17 protein-coding genes and 1 riboswitch are annotated in these 14975 nt (G+C 63.7%); of the genes, 8 read left to right on the forward strand and 9 right to left on the reverse strand.

Annotated features, from left to right (window positions below; translation table 11 throughout):
• Nucleotides 1–264: 264 nt before the first annotated feature.
• Both U5G49_RS13370 and U5G49_RS13375 read right to left on the reverse strand, forming a co-directional pair.
• Nucleotides 265–897 carry a Vgb family protein gene (locus U5G49_RS13370; RefSeq protein WP_026188454.1) on the reverse strand — a complete coding sequence of 211 codons (633 nt, stop codon included), beginning with the start codon at nt 895–897 and terminating at the stop codon, nt 265–267.
• Nucleotides 898–946: 49 nt separating this feature from the next.
• Nucleotides 947–2167, reverse strand: coding sequence for a hypothetical protein (locus tag U5G49_RS13375; RefSeq protein WP_018242704.1), 1221 nt, complete (start codon nt 2165–2167; stop codon nt 947–949).
• A gap of 118 nt (nt 2168–2285) precedes the next feature.
• Here U5G49_RS13375 and U5G49_RS13380 point away from each other — a divergent pair, with 118 nt between their 5' ends.
• Both U5G49_RS13380 and U5G49_RS13385 read left to right on the forward strand, forming a co-directional pair.
• A complete protein-coding gene (locus U5G49_RS13380; protein WP_193445675.1) occupies nt 2286–3083 on the forward strand; it encodes a DUF899 domain-containing protein in 798 nt (265 codons plus the stop codon).
• 5 nt (nt 3084–3088) lie between these two features.
• Entirely contained in the window at nt 3089–3451 is a 363-nt protein-coding gene (locus tag U5G49_RS13385) for a hypothetical protein (protein WP_018242706.1), read from the forward strand.
• Nucleotides 3452–3560: 109 nt separating this feature from the next.
• Here the strand turns inward: U5G49_RS13385 and U5G49_RS13390 are convergent, their stop codons facing one another.
• Nucleotides 3561–4208 carry a metallophosphoesterase family protein gene (locus tag U5G49_RS13390; protein ID WP_193445674.1) on the reverse strand — a complete coding sequence of 216 codons (648 nt, stop codon included), beginning with the start codon at nt 4206–4208 and terminating at the stop codon, nt 3561–3563.
• Nucleotides 4209–4433: 225 nt separating this feature from the next.
• Between U5G49_RS13390 and U5G49_RS13395 the strand changes: the two genes are divergently transcribed.
• A complete protein-coding gene (locus tag U5G49_RS13395; RefSeq protein WP_026188455.1) occupies nt 4434–5057 on the forward strand; it encodes an RNA ligase family protein in 624 nt (207 codons plus the stop codon).
• A 391-nt stretch (nt 5058–5448) separates the two neighbouring features.
• Nucleotides 5449–6471 carry an LLM class flavin-dependent oxidoreductase gene (locus tag U5G49_RS13400; protein ID WP_018242709.1) on the forward strand — a complete coding sequence of 341 codons (1023 nt, stop codon included), beginning with the start codon at nt 5449–5451 and terminating at the stop codon, nt 6469–6471.
• A 25-nt stretch (nt 6472–6496) separates the two neighbouring features.
• Here the strand turns inward: U5G49_RS13400 and U5G49_RS13405 are convergent, their stop codons facing one another.
• Nucleotides 6497–7321 (reverse strand): helix-turn-helix transcriptional regulator, encoded by an 825-nt coding sequence (locus tag U5G49_RS13405; protein WP_018242710.1) that lies wholly within the window; start codon nt 7319–7321, stop codon nt 6497–6499.
• Between the two features lie 97 nt (nt 7322–7418).
• On the opposite strand from U5G49_RS13405, the gene U5G49_RS13410 reads away from it, so the two are divergent.
• Both U5G49_RS13410 and U5G49_RS13415 read left to right on the forward strand, forming a co-directional pair.
• Nucleotides 7419–8342: a phytanoyl-CoA dioxygenase family protein gene (locus U5G49_RS13410; RefSeq protein WP_193445673.1), complete on the forward strand. Its 924-nt coding sequence runs from the start codon at nt 7419–7421 to the stop codon at nt 8340–8342.
• Nucleotides 8343–8538: 196 nt separating this feature from the next.
• Nucleotides 8539–9471 (forward strand): LysR family transcriptional regulator, encoded by a 933-nt coding sequence (locus U5G49_RS13415; RefSeq protein WP_018242712.1) that lies wholly within the window; start codon nt 8539–8541, stop codon nt 9469–9471.
• Here U5G49_RS13415 and U5G49_RS13420 read toward each other — a convergent pair.
• The 3 genes from U5G49_RS13420 to U5G49_RS13430 form a co-directional block, all read right to left on the reverse strand.
• The gene (locus tag U5G49_RS13420; protein ID WP_018242713.1) at nt 9458–10702 is read right to left on the reverse strand and encodes an MFS transporter; all 1245 of its coding nucleotides are present in this window, start codon (nt 10700–10702) and stop codon (nt 9458–9460) included. The two genes, U5G49_RS13415 and U5G49_RS13420, sit on opposite strands and share 14 nt — an antisense overlap.
• Nucleotides 10699–11343 carry a winged helix-turn-helix domain-containing protein gene (locus tag U5G49_RS13425; RefSeq protein WP_018242714.1) on the reverse strand — a complete coding sequence of 215 codons (645 nt, stop codon included), beginning with the start codon at nt 11341–11343 and terminating at the stop codon, nt 10699–10701. The genes U5G49_RS13420 and U5G49_RS13425 overlap by 4 nt, the downstream gene beginning before the upstream one ends.
• 73 nt (nt 11344–11416) lie before the next feature.
• Nucleotides 11417–12535, reverse strand: a complete 1119-nt coding sequence (locus tag U5G49_RS13430; RefSeq protein WP_018242715.1) for an adenylate/guanylate cyclase domain-containing protein — start codon at nt 12533–12535, stop codon at nt 11417–11419.
• A gap of 204 nt (nt 12536–12739) precedes the next feature.
• On the opposite strand from U5G49_RS13430, the gene U5G49_RS13435 reads away from it, so the two are divergent.
• Entirely contained in the window at nt 12740–12964 is a 225-nt protein-coding gene (locus U5G49_RS13435) for a hypothetical protein (protein WP_018242716.1), read from the forward strand.
• A gap of 113 nt (nt 12965–13077) precedes the next feature.
• Here U5G49_RS13435 and U5G49_RS13440 read toward each other — a convergent pair whose 3' ends face one another.
• Together U5G49_RS13440 and U5G49_RS13445 are read right to left on the reverse strand one after the other, a co-directional pair.
• A complete protein-coding gene (locus U5G49_RS13440; RefSeq protein WP_018517469.1) occupies nt 13078–13386 on the reverse strand; it encodes a GCG_CRPN prefix-to-repeats domain-containing protein in 309 nt (102 codons plus the stop codon).
• Nucleotides 13387–13618: 232 nt separating this feature from the next.
• On the reverse strand, nt 13619–14065 hold the full coding sequence (locus tag U5G49_RS13445; protein ID WP_018242718.1) for an SRPBCC family protein: 447 nt from the start codon (nt 14063–14065) through the stop codon (nt 13619–13621).
• A gap of 243 nt (nt 14066–14308) precedes the next feature.
• Nucleotides 14309–14451: riboswitch (FMN riboswitch) on the forward strand.
• 78 nt (nt 14452–14529) lie between these two features.
• On the opposite strand from U5G49_RS13445, the gene U5G49_RS13450 reads away from it, so the two are divergent.
• On the forward strand, nt 14530–14964 hold the full coding sequence (locus tag U5G49_RS13450; protein ID WP_018242719.1) for a 6,7-dimethyl-8-ribityllumazine synthase: 435 nt from the start codon (nt 14530–14532) through the stop codon (nt 14962–14964).
• Nucleotides 14965–14975 lie beyond the last annotated feature (11 nt).

A 14975-nucleotide genomic window follows, 5' to 3' on the forward strand; every position in this document is an offset into this window, starting at 1 on the left:
ATCGTGACGTGATGAAATCAATCGCTCACTTGATCGAAATTCTTACGACTGACCTTGATATCGACGTCCGGCTTGGCGAGTTGACTGTCGCCGGGGGAAGATACGCCGCATCGACTACTTCCCCTCAACCTTGCCCCTTCCGGCCCTTCGCATGGCTCAGGGCGTTCGGCCCTGCAATCGATTCACTGGATCGATTGCTCCCGCTTCGCGGGACCGGGCCTCACCACGGTGGCGCATCGCGCTCACCCCGGTGGCGCATCGCGCTCAACCCGGCCGGCGCACCGCGCGGATCTTGCCGCTGCCGCCTCCGCCGCAGAAGAAGCAGTCGCCGCCGTCGGATTCGAGACCGGAGACGCCGGTGCCCTCGGGCATCTCCAGCCGCTCCAGCACCTCTCCGGTTTCCGGGTCGATGCGCCTGACGTCGCTGTCATCGCCCTCCCAGGTGCCGTGCCAGAGCTGGCCGTCGACCCAGGTGACGCCTGTCACGACGCGGTTGGATTCAATGGTGCGGAGGATCTTGCCGGTTTCCGGGTCGATCTGATGGATCCTACGGCCGCGGTGCTGGCCGACCCAAAGCGAGCCTTCGGCCCAGGCAAGGCCGGAATCGCCACCATTGCCCGGCGCCGGGATGGTGGAAAGGATACGACCGGACTTCGGGTCGATCTTGTGAATGACATCCTCGGCGATCTGATAGAGGAACTCGCCATCGAAGGCCGTGCCGGCATGCGATGCGACCTCGATCGAGCGCACCACCTCGCCGTTTGCGGGATCGAGCGCATTCAGCCTGTCGCCCGAGGCGAACCAGACGTGTTCACCGTCGAAGGTGACGCCGTTGACGCGCTCGGCACCGGGAAAAGGTCCATATTCACGGATGATCGTCGCAGCCGATTTTTTCATCTCTTCCATCCTATTCGCCCGTAGGGCCATCCTCATCAGTCAGGCCATACTAATCGCTTGGCAACGGTCCCGGGAGTAACAAGATCGTCGGGAAACCTGGTAACGGCGGGCTCATCCAGCGCCGCGCCCGCCCGCGCCCGAAGGACTGCACCCTGCTTTCATCGGCGAGCGAATCCAGCGCCCGCTGCACGGTGCGCGGGCTGGCGCCGAGCGCGATCGCCAACGCCGAGCTCGACCACGCCTCGCCATCGGCGAGAAAGGCGAGCACCGCCCCGTGTTGACCTTCGACCAGCGGCGCCAGCACGGCGGTCTCTTCGGCACGCCGCGGCGAAAGCGCAAAGCCGCGTTTCGTCGCCGAAACCTCCGCCAGTCCCCGCAGTTCGGCGCGCAGCCGGCCGATCTCGACGCGCAGCCGGGCGCGATGCGATTCATCGGCATGTTTGCCGCGGAAGGCGCGCGCGATGAGCGTGCCGCGTGCCACATCCGTCGGCCAGGCTTCGGCAAGCGTCCGGGCGAGCGTGAAGAGCACGGGCCGCTTTGCCAGCGACACCGACAGCTGGTCGTCGCGCACGACGTGGCGGCAGGCATCGACGACAAGCGTGCCCGAACCCAGCAGCTCTTCCACCTCCTCGAGCAACAGCGGGCTTTCCCGCCAGCGCGAGATCAGCCGCGCCACCGGCGCGCTGAGCACGTGGGCGGCATTTTCCACCTCCGCCGTCAATACCGGCATACCGGCCTCGCGTGCAGCCCGCCTCGCCCGGTCGAGAGCCTCGTGCGCCGTATTCGTCTGCAGGCGCCGGATCGCGATGCCCGCGACCACCAGCTCATGAGCGGCCCTTGCCGCCGGCGGCAGCGGCGTTGGATCGAGCGTTTCCAGCGCCCGCTCGGCCTCGTCGAGCCGGCCGATCAGCACCAGCCGGCGAAGCTCGACATTCCTGGCATGGGCGGCATTGACCCTGTCGCCATGCGCTTCGAGCACCTTGCGCGCCGCTTCCAGCGCCTTGGGCGGCCAGGTGAGATCGCGCGAGACGAGCGCGATCTCGGCCTCGGCGACCACGCAGCGGGCCCGGGCCATCGCCTCCCGCGGGCCGAAGGCACGCGCCGCACTCTTCAACAGCGCCTTGGCGCGGACGAGATCGCCGAGCTGCGCCATCGCAATGCCGCGCAGCGCCAGCGCCGGCGCATCGTCGCGCAGCGCCACCCGCTTTAGCGCGCCAAGCGCATCGCCCGCTGCCAGCGCCCGCGCCGCCGCCGTGATCAGCGAGTCCATTCAAATCCCGTCACACTTGTCACTCCCACCATTTCCCACCTGGCCTTAGATTTGTCGTCGACCGGCAAGCAAGCCTGCGCCGGATGCTACGACGAGAGACAGGCAAAGGAGAAGACCCATGACGGAACAGCTGAACGCAACACGCCAGCAGTGGCTGGCAGCAAGGCTCGATCTGCTCGAGGAGGAGAAGGACCTGACCCGGCAGAGCGACGCGCTGGCGATGAAGCGCCAGCGATTGCCGCGAGTGAGGATCGACAAGCAATACCGCTTCGACACCGACGGCGGCAACGTCTCGCTGAAGGACCTCTTCGGTGGCCGCTCGCAGCTTCTCGTCTATCACTTCATGTTCGGGCCGGACTATACCGCGGGATGCCCGTCCTGCTCGTCGATCGCCGATGGCTTCAACGGCTTCTTCGTTCACCTGGAGAACCACGACGTCGCCTTTTGGGCGGTCTCCCGCGCGCCGTTGGCAAAGCTCGAAGCATTCAAGCGACGGATGCACTGGAGCTTTCCCTGGGCGTCGTCCTTTGGCAGCGACTTCAACGGCGATTTCAGCGTCTGGTTCTCCGCCGAGCAGCAGCACCAGGGCGATGTAGACTATAATTACCGCCGCGAACCGCCCGCCCCCCAACCGCTCGCCGCAAGGACTGTCCAGGAGCGGCAGCCCCGCGATAGCGAGGCGCCGATCACTCAGATCGCCGCCATGACCGGCACCGATGTCCCCACCTATACCCGCGACCGGCCGGGTGTCAGCGCCTTCGAGCTCATCGACGGTGCCGTCTACCACAGCTATTCCAGCTATGCGCGCGGGCTGGACGGGTTATGGGGCATGTATCAATGGCTCGACCGCGCCCCCAAGGGCCGCAACGAAACCGGCATCTGGTGGCGCCACCACGACCGGTACGGCAAGGAGTGACGCCGATGCTGTTCTCCGCCCACACTCCAAGCAGAGGCGACGGCAACGTCGCTCTCAACGCCGCCGAGTGGCTCTCGCTGGCTGCCGCCGCGGATGGATCAGCTGGGAAACCGAGCGGTGGCATGGCTAGTCCAGGCAGCCGGATCACCGGCCGCGCCGCCGATTGGCTGTCGCTTGCAGCCGCTCCGACATTCGCGATCATGGCGGTGCTGACAGCCACGACCGGCAGCGCCGTCATGATCTGCATGACGACGCCGGATGCCTTCCCGATCGGCGGAATGGTGCCGATGTACCTGCTGATGAGCGGCTTCCACCTGGCGCCCTGGCTGCGGCTCGCCGCCGGCTGGCGGGGCATAAGCCCCCGATAACGCTCCGCGACGACGATGCTCCTTCTTCTCCCCAGCGCGGAGAAGAGGGAGCAAGCCGCACTCCCGCTCGGCCGCGTCCGGCTTTACCTCCTTACCGGCGCGACCAAGTTCATGCCCTCACCTCGATAAAGTCGATCGGCCCGCCGGCAACATCGTCGTCGAAGACCGCACAGGAAAGCTTGCCGCCGAAGACGCAGCCGCTGTCGATGTTGGTGCGGTTTCCTGTCGTCACCGGGTTGGACAGCGACGGTGTATGGCCGTGGACCAGGTGCTTGCCCCAATAGTCGCCGGACTCACCGGGAGGGAACCGTAACCAGAGAAGATCGTGCTCGCTCTGCTGCTCCAGCGGAAATGCTGGATCGACGCCCGCATGGACGAAGATCCGATATCGATCAATGTGCATGAAGGGAAGATCGGCCGCCCATTGCAGATGCTGGGGCAGAACTCTGCCGCCGTAGGACATTTCGGTTTCAAGTCCGCCGATGCCGATGCCGATCCACACGTCTCTGCTGTCGCTATCGGCATAGGCAGCGACCATCAGGTCCTCATGATTGCCTTTCAGGCAGATCCATCGCCGCGAGTCCGATGGACCGGCAATGATCCGGTCGAGGACACTTTTGCTGTCAGGCCCGCGATCGACATAGTCGCCAAGGAAGACGACCGTGCCTTCTGGCGCATAAGCCTCGACCCGATCGATCATCCTGTTCAGCGGATCGATACAGCCGTGGATATCACCTATGGCGAACGTGTAGCGCATGTCTCATTTTTAGCGCCTGTCGGGGGTCAGGTGAAGTCCGGATCGCCGCGGCGGATCTCAATACTGCCGACAGAAAATACGACTCATTTCCCAGCACTTGCGGCGATTGCCTCGCCTTTGGCTTGAGTTCGCATATTGATCGGCGCATCGGCCGCCGAGGATGCCGATCCGCGGATGGATACGGCATTGCATTGTGCAATCGCCAACGGCTATGCCTTCATCACCATGAAGAAATACGGACGAACCTATCACCTACCGATTTCTCCCGGAGCGACGAGCGATGACAAAGTCATGGCGATGCTTGACGGGTTGATGATTGGCGATCTTGTCATCACCGAGAAAATGGATGGTGAGAACACGACCATTTATCGGGGCGGGTCTCATGCGCGTAGTCCCGATAGCCGTTACCATTCGTCGCGCGATTGGCTTAAGGCTTTTGCTGCCAGCATCAGCCCGCAACTGGCAGATGGCGAACGCATCGTGGGTGAGAACCTCTATGCCCGGCACTCGATCGGTTATGATGATCTGCCGTCGTACTTCCTCGGCTTTGCATGGATTATCGACGATGAGGTCCAATCCTGGGACCTGACGCAAGCCCGGTTCGAAGAACTGGGCATCGTTCCGGTGTCGACACTATATCGGGGACCATACAAAGCCGGCCTGTTCGAGGATACGGCGGCATCACTGGATAAGACCAAGCAGGAGGGGTTTGTCGTTCGGATCGCTGATGCGTTCCTGGAAACCGAAATGCCAGTTCGGATGGGCAAGTATGTGCGGGACAACCACGTTCAGAGTGAAACGCATTGGATGCAGTCGGAACTCATCCCCAATCGCTTGGCAAATTCCTGACGGTCGCAAATGGTGCAACTTACCGCCAGACTCTTCGAGGCAGTTGGTGGCATTATTGAATTCCGTAAAGCGTCCCCCGCGCCCCCGCCCGAAGCTGATCATCTCCGAGATAGCAAGCGACGCCTCTGCCATGGGCGCCGCGCCCCCCGTTCGAATCGACCTATTATTGATCTCGGGCACTTCATCGACACGAGCGGAACCGGCTCTCTCTCAGCCGCTTACGGCGATTGCCTCTGCTTCTGCTAGAGGAAATCGGCCGGCGCGAGTCATCATGCAGCAAGTGTCCAGCCCGCCTGGCACGCGCACCCTTTCGGTTCCGATTGTCTTCCGGGCCGAAACTGTGCGATGACCGGTCGAACCCAGATACAACGGATCAAGGTGCGGCATCGGCATGAAGAAGATTGGTTTTCTCTCGTTCGGGCACTGGACGCCCTCGCCTCAATCGCAGACGCGCTCGGCCGGCGATGCGTTGCTGCAGTCGATCGACCTTGCCGTCGCGGCCGAGGAGCTCGGTGCTGACGGGGCGTATTTCCGCGTGCACCACTTCGCCCGACAGCTGGCAGCACCCTTCCCGCTGCTATCAGCCGTCGGCGCAAGAACCAGCCGCATCGAGATCGGCACTGCCGTCATCGACATGCGCTACGAAAACCCGCTCTACATGGCCGAAGATGCCGGTGCGGCCGACCTCATCGCCGGCGGCCGTCTGCAGCTCGGCATCAGCCGCGGTTCGCCCGAACAGGTGATCGATGGCTGGCGCCATTTCGGCTATGCCCCGCCCGAAGGCCAGAGCGAGGCCGACATGGCCCGCCACCATGCCGAAGTCTTCCTCGAAGTGTTGCGCGGCGAAGGTTTTGCCAAGCCGAACCCGCGGCCAATGTTTCCGAACCCGCCTGGCCTGCTGCGCCTCGAGCCGCATTCCGAGGGCCTGCGTGAACGGATCTGGTGGGGCGCCAGCTCCAATGCCACCGCCGTGTGGGCAGCCAAACTTGGTATGAACCTGCAGAGCTCGACGCTGAAGGACGATGAGACGGGAGAGCCCTTCCACGTCCAGCAGGCCGACCAGATCCGGGCATACCGCGAGGCCTGGAAAGAAGCCGGCCACACGCGCCAGCCTCGCGTCTCGGTCAGCCGCAGCATCTTCGCGCTCGTCGACGATCGCGACCGCGCCTATTTCGGCTACGGCAACGACGGTGAGGACAAGATCGGCTTCATCGACGAGAAGACCCGGGCGATCTTCGGTCGCAGCTATGCCGCCGAACCCGATGCCCTGATCAAGCAGCTCGCCGAGGACGAGGCAATCGCCGAAGCCGACACGCTGCTGCTCACCGTCCCCAACCAGCTCGGCGTCGACTACAACGCTCATGTCATCGAAGCTATCCTGACCCATGTCGCGTCTGCGATGGGTTGGCGCTGACGCTCCGGCCACAGCTGCCGGCCTCTCAAACTCGCGGATACCTCTCGCGGAATTCGCGAGGACTGCAGCCTTCGCGTTCGTGAAAAACACGCGAAAAATAAAACGGATCGTCCAAGCCGATCATGGCGGCCACCGTTTCGATCTTTTCGTCGGTGGTTGCCAAGAGTTGTTTGGCATGATCCATGCGCGCCCGTAGCTGAAATGCCTTGGGAGGCAATCCGGTTTCGAGCGTGAACCGCCTGCGCAGCGTGGCCGGAGACATACCGTGCTCGGCAGCAAAGGCTGCGAGGTCCAATGGTTTCATCGCCCGCCGCCGTAGCGTTTCCACGATGTCGGCCATGTCGCGCCTTTCCTGGCGTCGATCGGCCGCGCCGCTTACCTGTCTGGCGGCCGATATGACAATGCGATGCAGCATCAATGCCGACGATGCCTGCCCGAGATTGGTATCGTCAAGCAGATCGGCATGAAGCTTGCCGAACAACCGGACCACCTCATCGAGATGATGCAAAGCCACGACGGGATGTCGCTCGGAGATGATCCTCAGCCTCACGAAGTCCCGCGTGAAAGATCCTTCGAAAAGCGCCCAGCGCTCGTCCCAGCCGCCTTCGTCGGGGCCATAGGAATGCACCCGGTTGGGAAACAGCCAGAACAATGCAGGTCCAGTCAGGCTGAGGCGGCCGCTGGCGGCGGTTTCCAGCCAGCCCTGCCCGCGCTCTACCAGGACAACGGCGAAACTCGGCAGTTTCCGCTCCGTCACCGCGCGGCGGGCCTGCTGCCTGCCGCTGCCGGTGACAGCAAGTCCGCCGGCAGCGGCAGGCGGCGTTCTATAGATGGCTTCGGCGTTTCTCATGATGAGCGAAAAGTCTAGGTATGAATTTCCTCTATGTCGGTTGGCCCGCCGGATCAGGTAATTGATGACAAGCCAACTCAAGCGACGGAGGAGTGAAATGTCAATTGCTGCGGAGGTCATGCAGGTCCAAAAGCCGGAATTTTCCCTTGCCGCCCATGGCAGGACCTTGCCTGCGGAGCGAACGGGCTGGCTCACGCCGACCGATCCCGCCATCGGCGTCGACGCCATCCGCCGCCGCTACCAGGACGATGGCTATGTCTGGCTGAAAAGCCTTCTGCCGAAGGCTGGCGTGATCGACTTCCGCCGCTGGGTCTTCGAACATCTCGCCGAAACCGGACTGGTCGAGTCCGGCAGCGATTTTTCCCTTGGCATTGCGTCTGCCGGTGGCTTCGACAAGAGCCTGGCGGACCGGCGCCTGATGTCGCTCGTCCGCTCAGCCGCCTATGAAGGCTTTTGTGCGCAACCGCCGCTCGCCCGCTTCATGGACGATTTCCTGCAGGGCATTTCCTATCTGCATAAGCGCAAGCTCATGCGTTTCATCCAGCCGGGATCGCCGACGGCCACGCCCGCCCACTATGATCTCGTCTATCTCCGCGGCGGCACCAGCCGCCTGGTGACGGCCTGGATTCCAATCGGCGACATCCCCACCGAGATGGGCGGCTTGGTTTACCTCGAAGGCTCGCATGCGCTGGGCGTCAAGATGGAAGCCGAGTTCCGGGCCATGAGTGGCGATCTTTCTCCGGAAGAGCGGATCAGCGCCTATAACAGCCACATGGCGGAAGGCGGCTGGGTCTCGAAGGATCTCCCGGATATGGCGGAGCGCTTCGACACCCGCTGGCTCGCGGCCGATTATGAGGCCGGTGACGTGGTGCTCCACTCGCCCTACATGATCCACGCCTCGACCATCAATCAGGACCGCAGCCGGCGGCTGCGCCTCTCCACCGACATAAGATATCAGAATGTCGACGACGAGATCGACGTCCGATGGAACAACCACTGGAGCCTCGGCGACATGCTGTAGCCCGGCTTTCCAGTGCCCATCTTTGCCTGCGATCCGGTGCAATGGCTGCTATAGCAGGTTGATTGGCGAAAGGACGTCTACATAGAAGCGAAGCGTAGGGGACCTTACTGCCGCGATGGGCGTTGATGGTCCGGGCCTTGAACGATCCCATGACTGCCCGACCTTATTGATCTAGCCGAACCGCTCGAGTTGCCTCATGCCGCGTACAAACTTGAACGATATCCTGATCTTCATGGCCGTCGTCGATGCGGGGAGCTTTATCGCCGGCGGCCAAGCCATGGGCCTTTCCCGTTCGGCGGCAGGCAAGGCGGTCATCCGCCTGGAAGACCGGCTCGGCGCGCGCCTGCTCAACCGCACGACGAGGACGCTGAGCCTGACCGACGAAGGCCGGATGTTCTACGAGCGCGGGCTGCAGATTCTTACATCGGTCGACGAGGCGGAGGCGAGCGTGGCAGGGCAGAACAGCACGCCGCGAGGCGTTCTCAGGCTCACTGTTCCCGATGCCTTCGGGCGGCTCGTCATGCTGCCCCTGCTTAAAAAATATCTTCGGGCCTGGCCCGACATCCAGGTCGAAGTGAGCTTCACCGATCGCCCGGCCGACATCGTCGAGGACGGCTTCGATCTGGCAATCCGGATCGGCGCGACGGCGACGGACACCGGCCTGATCGCGCGCACGGTCGCCAGATACAAGGCGCGGCTCTGCGCTTCGCCGTCTTACCTCGCAGAGCGCGGGGAGCCGGGCGATATCGACGATATCACGGCCCACGACTGCCTGATCTTTGCCAGCCGCAATCAAAGGCAGGGCTGGCGCTTTCGCGGGGAAGGCGGTCCCTGGGTCAAAGCGCAAGGGCGCAGCCGTCTGAGGCTCGACAGCGCAGAGGCGATCCGCGACGCCGCCCTGGCGGGACTAGGGATTGCCCTCCTTCCCGATTTTCTCGTCGCCGATGATCTCCTCGCCGGGCGCCTCCGGCAGGTCCTGCCCGGCCTCGAAACTGACGACGCAAAGATCGTCGCTCTCTATCCCGACAAACGCCTGCTGGAACCGCGTGTCCGCCGTTTCATCGATCTGATGGTCGAGGAGCTTGGGCACCTGGGCCAGGCAAGCAACCGCGACGCTAGCTCTGGGTGATAGGCTTGTAGAAGCCGCGGAAGCTCTTCAGCGCCAGGGGAAAGAGCGTTGCGGCGAGATAGGCGAGCCCGGTGAGCGAGAGCGCCGCGGCAAGGCCGATCATGCTGATCAGTGCGCCGCCGACGAGGCCGCCGAAGGGGATGAGCGCGAAGCAGAGGGCGGCGTTCATCGCGGTGACACGGCCGGTCAGCGGCTTGGGGATGCGCTCGAAGATCACTGCCGACAGGATCGGATTGAGGAAGCCCGAGGCAAATCCCGCGATTGTCAGGGTGAGGAAGATGAGGGAGAGCGGCGCATCCAGCGCAATAACGAGAAAGCGCGGAAATCCGGTCAGCAGGAAGGCCACGGTATAAACCATCAGGCGCGGCATCCGCTCGCCGATCGCAGCGGCAATCGCAGCACCCGCGATCGAGGCGCCGGTGAAGGCCGAAAACATCGCCCCCAGCAATTCCGGGCCATGGCCTGAGCTCTGCGTCCAGACGGGCAGCAGCACCGCGTGATAGGCCTGGTCCAGCAGGTTGGTGGTCGCCACCATGATGACAATGCTGACGAGGACCGCGTCGCCGCGCAGAAAGCGCCAGCCTTCCCTGAGATCGCCGAGATAGGACGACATCCCGCCCGGCCGGGCCTCGGGCGCGTCGCGTAGCTCAGACATACTCCTGAGCCCGGGGATGCCCACTCCAACGATCAGCGCCGCGGCAGCGAAGGTAATGGCATTGACGACGAGCGCCTGGCCCGGGCCGATCAAGCCGATCAGCGCTCCGGCACCCGCAGCACCCGCCGTTGAGGCCAGCCGCTCGATGGCGCCGACGACGCCGGTCACCCGTTCGATCGGCACGGCCGCCAATTCGGCAATATCCGGCACCATCGCCTGTTTGGCAGCATCGGATGGACCGCGCAGCACACCCATGGCAAAGACAACAGGCAGCAGCAGCGGCATACCAAGCAGGCCGAACCAGTCGAGCATCGGCACCAGCATCACCACGGCCACCGAAGCGATGTCGCAGACGACAGCGATGCGCTTCGGGCCGACGCGGTCGATCAGCGGCCCACTGAGCGCCTTGGCGGCGACATAGGGCAGCATCTCCATCATCGCCGTCAGCCCTGTTAAAACGGGGCTGCCCGTCGTGCTCAGCACCAGCCAGGGAATAGCGATGGTCGACAGCCGCGTGCCGGAAAGCGAAAGCGTCTCGGCCGCGGCAAGCGCCAGGAATGGCCCGCCCTTCTTCATGACCCATCATCCCCCTCGCGATGCGGGAGCCGGCCCGGATAGGGAAAGGCGTGCAGCATGATCGAGAAAGGAACCATATCCGGGGGTGCGAGCTCTCCCAAAGGCGGAGCCACCCGCATCGCTTCGAGAATGATATCGGTCAGCCGCCTGGTCAGGGCTTCGGCCTGTTCCGCCGTCATCGGGATGATGATGTCGCTGGCTGTACTCGCCTTGCGCCATTCCGCCGGCAGCTCGGCATATTCCTCCAGCGCCTGCTGCATATGGCCGACCTGCAGAGAGAGTATCGCCTGGTTGAAGGCGAGATCGAGATCCAGCGCTTCGCCCTCAACCTCGCTTGCCGGCACCGAGGTGAGCTCGTGGCTGGCGCGCCACCAGCGGTCGCGCCGCGAAGCATGCGGCGCTTCCTCGATGAAGCCGTACTGGGCGAGCTGACGCAGGTGATAGCTGGTCGCGCCGCTATTCAGCCCGAGCCGCGCCGCAAGCTGCGTCGCGGTGGCGGGTCCATCGACCCGCAGCATGCCGAGCATGCGTAGCCGGACAGGATGCGTCAGCGCCTTCAGCGCGGTTGGATCGGGCACGACACGGCTGAGGGTGCGGGGTGCGGTGGCGGATTGACCAGGCTGCGGGCGCGGATTTTTCATGCCGGAAGCCTACTATTGCAAAGATATCTTTGCAAAGCTTTCTTTGCATAAATGCAAGTGTCCTATCCGCAGCTCAATCCTCAGGCAGGGTGAAGACCGCGCAAGGGTCGGCGATGCCACGCAAGCTGTGCTCTCCGAGCGGCATCAGTGCCGTCGCCGTATTCGCCGCAACCGCGCCCGAGATCAGCACGCTTCGGCCGAGCGGCTTACACAGCCCTTCCAGCCGGCTGACCAGATTGACGGCGGGGCCGATGGCGGTAAAGTCCAGCCGGTCGGCAGCACCAATATTGCCCCACAGGATCTCGCCGAAATGCAATGCTGCGCCGAAGGGCAGCGGCGCCAGCCCCTGCGCATGGCGCACCTGATCGAGATGGGCCATGCCGGCGCGGCTGGCGGCGACCGCGCGCAGTGCTGCCTCGCAGGCCTCGCAATCCCCTCGGGCGGCGTCGCCCTCGCTCGACGTGGCCGTGACCGGAAAGATCGCCAGCACGCCGTCGCCGATGAACTTCAGCACCTCGCCCCCGAAGGCATGCACGGCGCCTGCGACACGGTCGAACCAGGCGTCTAGTGCAGTGATCATCACATGAGGCTCTGTCACCTCGGAGAGCGCGGTGAAGTCGCGCAGATCGGCGCAGAGAAGGGCTGCGCGGATGGTCTCGCCGGTGCCGCGGGCAAGGGCGCCGGCCTGCACCCGGGCGGCGCTGCGCCGGCCGAGATAGGCTTCAAGCAGCGCGGCCTTCGCCTCCCGCGCCGCCAATGCGGCGAGCGGCGCTCCAGCAAAACGCGCGACCTCGCGCAGCAGGCCAGCCTCAGCCGGGCCGAATGCACCGGCCCCTGCCCCATTGGCGATACCCGCCCAGCCGAGCACCGGTCTGTCAGATATCTGATTGTCCTGTGCAAGCCCGATCCTGTCCTCCCATACCGGTCCCAGCCCGGCCAGCCACTCGCGCCCGGCCTCACTCTGCGGAGCCGCGGCGAAGGCCAACGCCTCGATGACAGCACCGGTCTCGGCCCGCCACAGCCAGGTGCGCCGCGCGATGATCGGATGCGGCACCGAAAGTGTCAGCGCGCCGCCGGAAATCGGCAGGCCATCAGCCAGCAGCCGGCGCCCGAGTTCGGCCAGAAACCGTTCGGGACCGGGCGAGGCGCCGGCCTCGTCAACCAGCCAGGCAAGGGGGGACGGCAGATCCATGGCTTAACATCGCACGCTCGCCGGGGCGGCCGCAAGGACATCCCCGGTGTGACCGCTTGCGGTCATCCCCGGGTTCGAAAAAGGACGTCCGCTCCCCTGTCGAATACCATTCGCCACGGTGGAAAACAAAAAATAAACACTTTAAACTTGCGCGACTTTGATTCCATTATAGGGCCGTTCGTCATCGTGTGATTGAGGGGTACGATGGGCACGATATTCTGGCCGAAAGATCCGCTGGATGGGAATGACATGACGCTGCTGACGTCGATCCTTCGGCGATGGTGCGAAAGGTATCAGGTCGAGCTGACGGCGGAGGAGAGCAGCCGCAAGGCGAAAGAACTCGTCGAATGGTTCGAATTCGGCGTCAAGGATCCCATCGAGCTCGAGGAATTGATCGACGACAAGCACTGGCTCGTCGGCAGCATCTGACCCTCTCGGGCAAATCGGGAGAACGCTGGCTGTCAGCGTCGGTGAAGCTGTTCATTAGAAAAGGCCGGGCGAAAATCGCTCCGGCCTTCATCCATTACATCTAAGCGAGACCCTTAGTCGTCATCCCGCCAACGCCGGTCGCGATCCCAGCGCCTCTCATGGCGCCAGCGCGGGCCATCCCAATCCCGGTGACGCCGCTCCCAGCCCCAGCGGGGCGGACCACCGTAGAAAGCTACCGGCGGCGGGCGTCTCCAGTTTCGCCGGCATTCGCCCCAGCGCGTCAGATGCCAGCCGCGACCGCAGGCGTAGTCGACCTTTGTGACATTGCTCTGGACATTAATTGTCCCCATCGGCATCGCCTCAGCTGTGCCGATCGAGAGGCCGCCAACGAGCAAGGCGGCCGCGATAGAAAGCGCTTTCATCGAGAACTCCATTTTCAATCCAGCCGTCCCCACTTTATGGCCGCTAAATTGAACTGGAGATGAACTGCGCGTTCATGTTTGGCGCTGGAGCATGATGCCGAAAAGTGTGAGCGGTTTTCGGACGACCTCATGCCCCAACTCTTTGCTTTAGAACAGAATTCAGACTTTTGGCCGATCCAGCCTATAATCATCCTGTTCTGGCAGCGGGCGATGTTGAAGGCGGAAAGCTGGGCTACGTCCTGCCGTAAAAAGGGTCAGGACCTGGATCACGCCCGGCGGCGACTTCGGTCAGCCGCCCGAGGTAATGGGCCCAGCCTTCCGCATGGCCGGCGCATTGATCAGCACTGGGCAGACCGCTATGGGTGAGCCGCAACAGCGTTCCGCCTCCCTGCTCGATCAGGTCGATCTCGACCAGGCTCGACCCCGGCGGCACCACCTCGCTGCCGTCCCAGCCGAAGCTGTAGGCAAGGCGATGAACCGGCACCACTTCACGAAACGAGCCGCGCGCAAAGCGGGCGCCGGTGACGTTGACGAGATAGAGCCCGCCGGGCTGCGGCTCGACCTGCGCTTCCGTTCCCATCCAGCGCAGGATCTTCTCCGGATCGGTCATCAGCGCAAACACCGCGGCCGGCGGCGCCGCGATATGCGCCTCGCGGTGAACGACGAAAGATTCTGGCATCACTCTCTCCCATGGTTGTCACGGCCCCGCCCAGGCGGAGACAGCGCGTCCTGTCTTGTCGTGGTATTTCTGACCTAGATGTCCTCACAGAGAGCATGTAGGCGCATGCCCCTCCGCCGCAAGAGGGATTGCCCGTCGCCATCGACGAACGAGCGAAATCGCCACTTGGAGAGCCCTGATCCAGCTCCGGCCGCGAAAGTATTTCGACCTATTGCCAGCCCGCCGCCTTCCCCCTATTGTTCGTGCCGTTCTCAGGGCGGGGTGAAAGTCCCTACCGGCGGTATGCAATTTTGATTGCGAGCCCGCGAGCGCCTTCTCAGGAAGGGTCAGCAGATCAGGTGAGATGCCTGAGCCGACGGTCATAGTCCGGATGAAAGAGAACGTGCGTTCCTGCCGCCCTTGCGGCCGTCGGGAACGTTCGTGATCGCCTTGGGTGATGTGTCTGTTCGCCAAAGGAGATTACCGTGACACCCACCCGCTACGCCTTCGTCAAAGCCAGCTGGCACGCCGACATCGTCGACCGCGCCCTTGATGGCTTCTACCAGCTCGTTCCGCCCGAGCAGGTCGACGTGTTCGATGTTCCCGGCGCATTCGAGATGCCGCTGCTTTCCCGCGATCTTGCGGCAACCGGGCGTTACGGCGCCGTCATTGCCGCCGCCTTCGTCGTCGACGGCGGAATCTACCGCCACGAATTTGTCGCCCAGGCCGTCGTCGATGGGCTGATGCGCGCCGGCATGGATACGGGCGTGCCGGTCCTGTCGGTGTCGTTGACGCCGCACCAGTATCAGGAAACCGAGCATCACAAGCAGATCTACCGCGCGCACTTCGTCGAGAAAGGCCGTGAAGCGGCAAAGGCAGCTCTGACGATCGGCAAAACCCGCGCCGCTCTTGCCGCGTAGTCAGCGGTTCG

The organism is Rhizobium indigoferae (genome assembly GCF_034554815.1).
Classification (GTDB): domain Bacteria; phylum Pseudomonadota; class Alphaproteobacteria; order Rhizobiales; family Rhizobiaceae; genus Rhizobium; species Rhizobium leguminosarum.

Excerpts from the sequence above, each read along its gene's own strand:
- U5G49_RS13370 (WP_026188454.1), bottom strand. The coding sequence starts at position 897 with ATGAAAAAATCGGCTGCGACGATCATCCGTGAATATGGACCTTTTCCC.
- U5G49_RS13375 (WP_018242704.1), bottom strand. The coding sequence starts at position 2,167 with ATGGACTCGCTGATCACGGCGGCGGCGCGGGCGCTGGCAGCGGGCGAT.
- U5G49_RS13380 (WP_193445675.1), top strand. The coding sequence starts at position 2,286 with ATGACGGAACAGCTGAACGCAACACGCCAGCAGTGGCTGGCAGCAAGG.
- U5G49_RS13385 (WP_018242706.1), top strand. The coding sequence starts at position 3,089 with ATGCTGTTCTCCGCCCACACTCCAAGCAGAGGCGACGGCAACGTCGCT.
- U5G49_RS13390 (WP_193445674.1), bottom strand. The coding sequence starts at position 4,208 with ATGCGCTACACGTTCGCCATAGGTGATATCCACGGCTGTATCGATCCG.
- U5G49_RS13395 (WP_026188455.1), top strand. The coding sequence starts at position 4,434 with ATGAAGAAATACGGACGAACCTATCACCTACCGATTTCTCCCGGAGCG.
- U5G49_RS13400 (WP_018242709.1), top strand. The coding sequence starts at position 5,449 with ATGAAGAAGATTGGTTTTCTCTCGTTCGGGCACTGGACGCCCTCGCCT.
- U5G49_RS13405 (WP_018242710.1), bottom strand. The coding sequence starts at position 7,321 with ATGAGAAACGCCGAAGCCATCTATAGAACGCCGCCTGCCGCTGCCGGC.
- U5G49_RS13410 (WP_193445673.1), top strand. The coding sequence starts at position 7,419 with ATGTCAATTGCTGCGGAGGTCATGCAGGTCCAAAAGCCGGAATTTTCC.
- U5G49_RS13415 (WP_018242712.1), top strand. The coding sequence starts at position 8,539 with ATGCCGCGTACAAACTTGAACGATATCCTGATCTTCATGGCCGTCGTC.
- U5G49_RS13420 (WP_018242713.1), bottom strand. The coding sequence starts at position 10,702 with ATGAAGAAGGGCGGGCCATTCCTGGCGCTTGCCGCGGCCGAGACGCTT.
- U5G49_RS13425 (WP_018242714.1), bottom strand. The coding sequence starts at position 11,343 with ATGAAAAATCCGCGCCCGCAGCCTGGTCAATCCGCCACCGCACCCCGC.
- U5G49_RS13430 (WP_018242715.1), bottom strand. The coding sequence starts at position 12,535 with ATGGATCTGCCGTCCCCCCTTGCCTGGCTGGTTGACGAGGCCGGCGCC.
- U5G49_RS13435 (WP_018242716.1), top strand. The coding sequence starts at position 12,740 with ATGGGCACGATATTCTGGCCGAAAGATCCGCTGGATGGGAATGACATG.
- U5G49_RS13440 (WP_018517469.1), bottom strand. The coding sequence starts at position 13,386 with ATGAAAGCGCTTTCTATCGCGGCCGCCTTGCTCGTTGGCGGCCTCTCG.
- U5G49_RS13445 (WP_018242718.1), bottom strand. The coding sequence starts at position 14,065 with ATGCCAGAATCTTTCGTCGTTCACCGCGAGGCGCATATCGCGGCGCCG.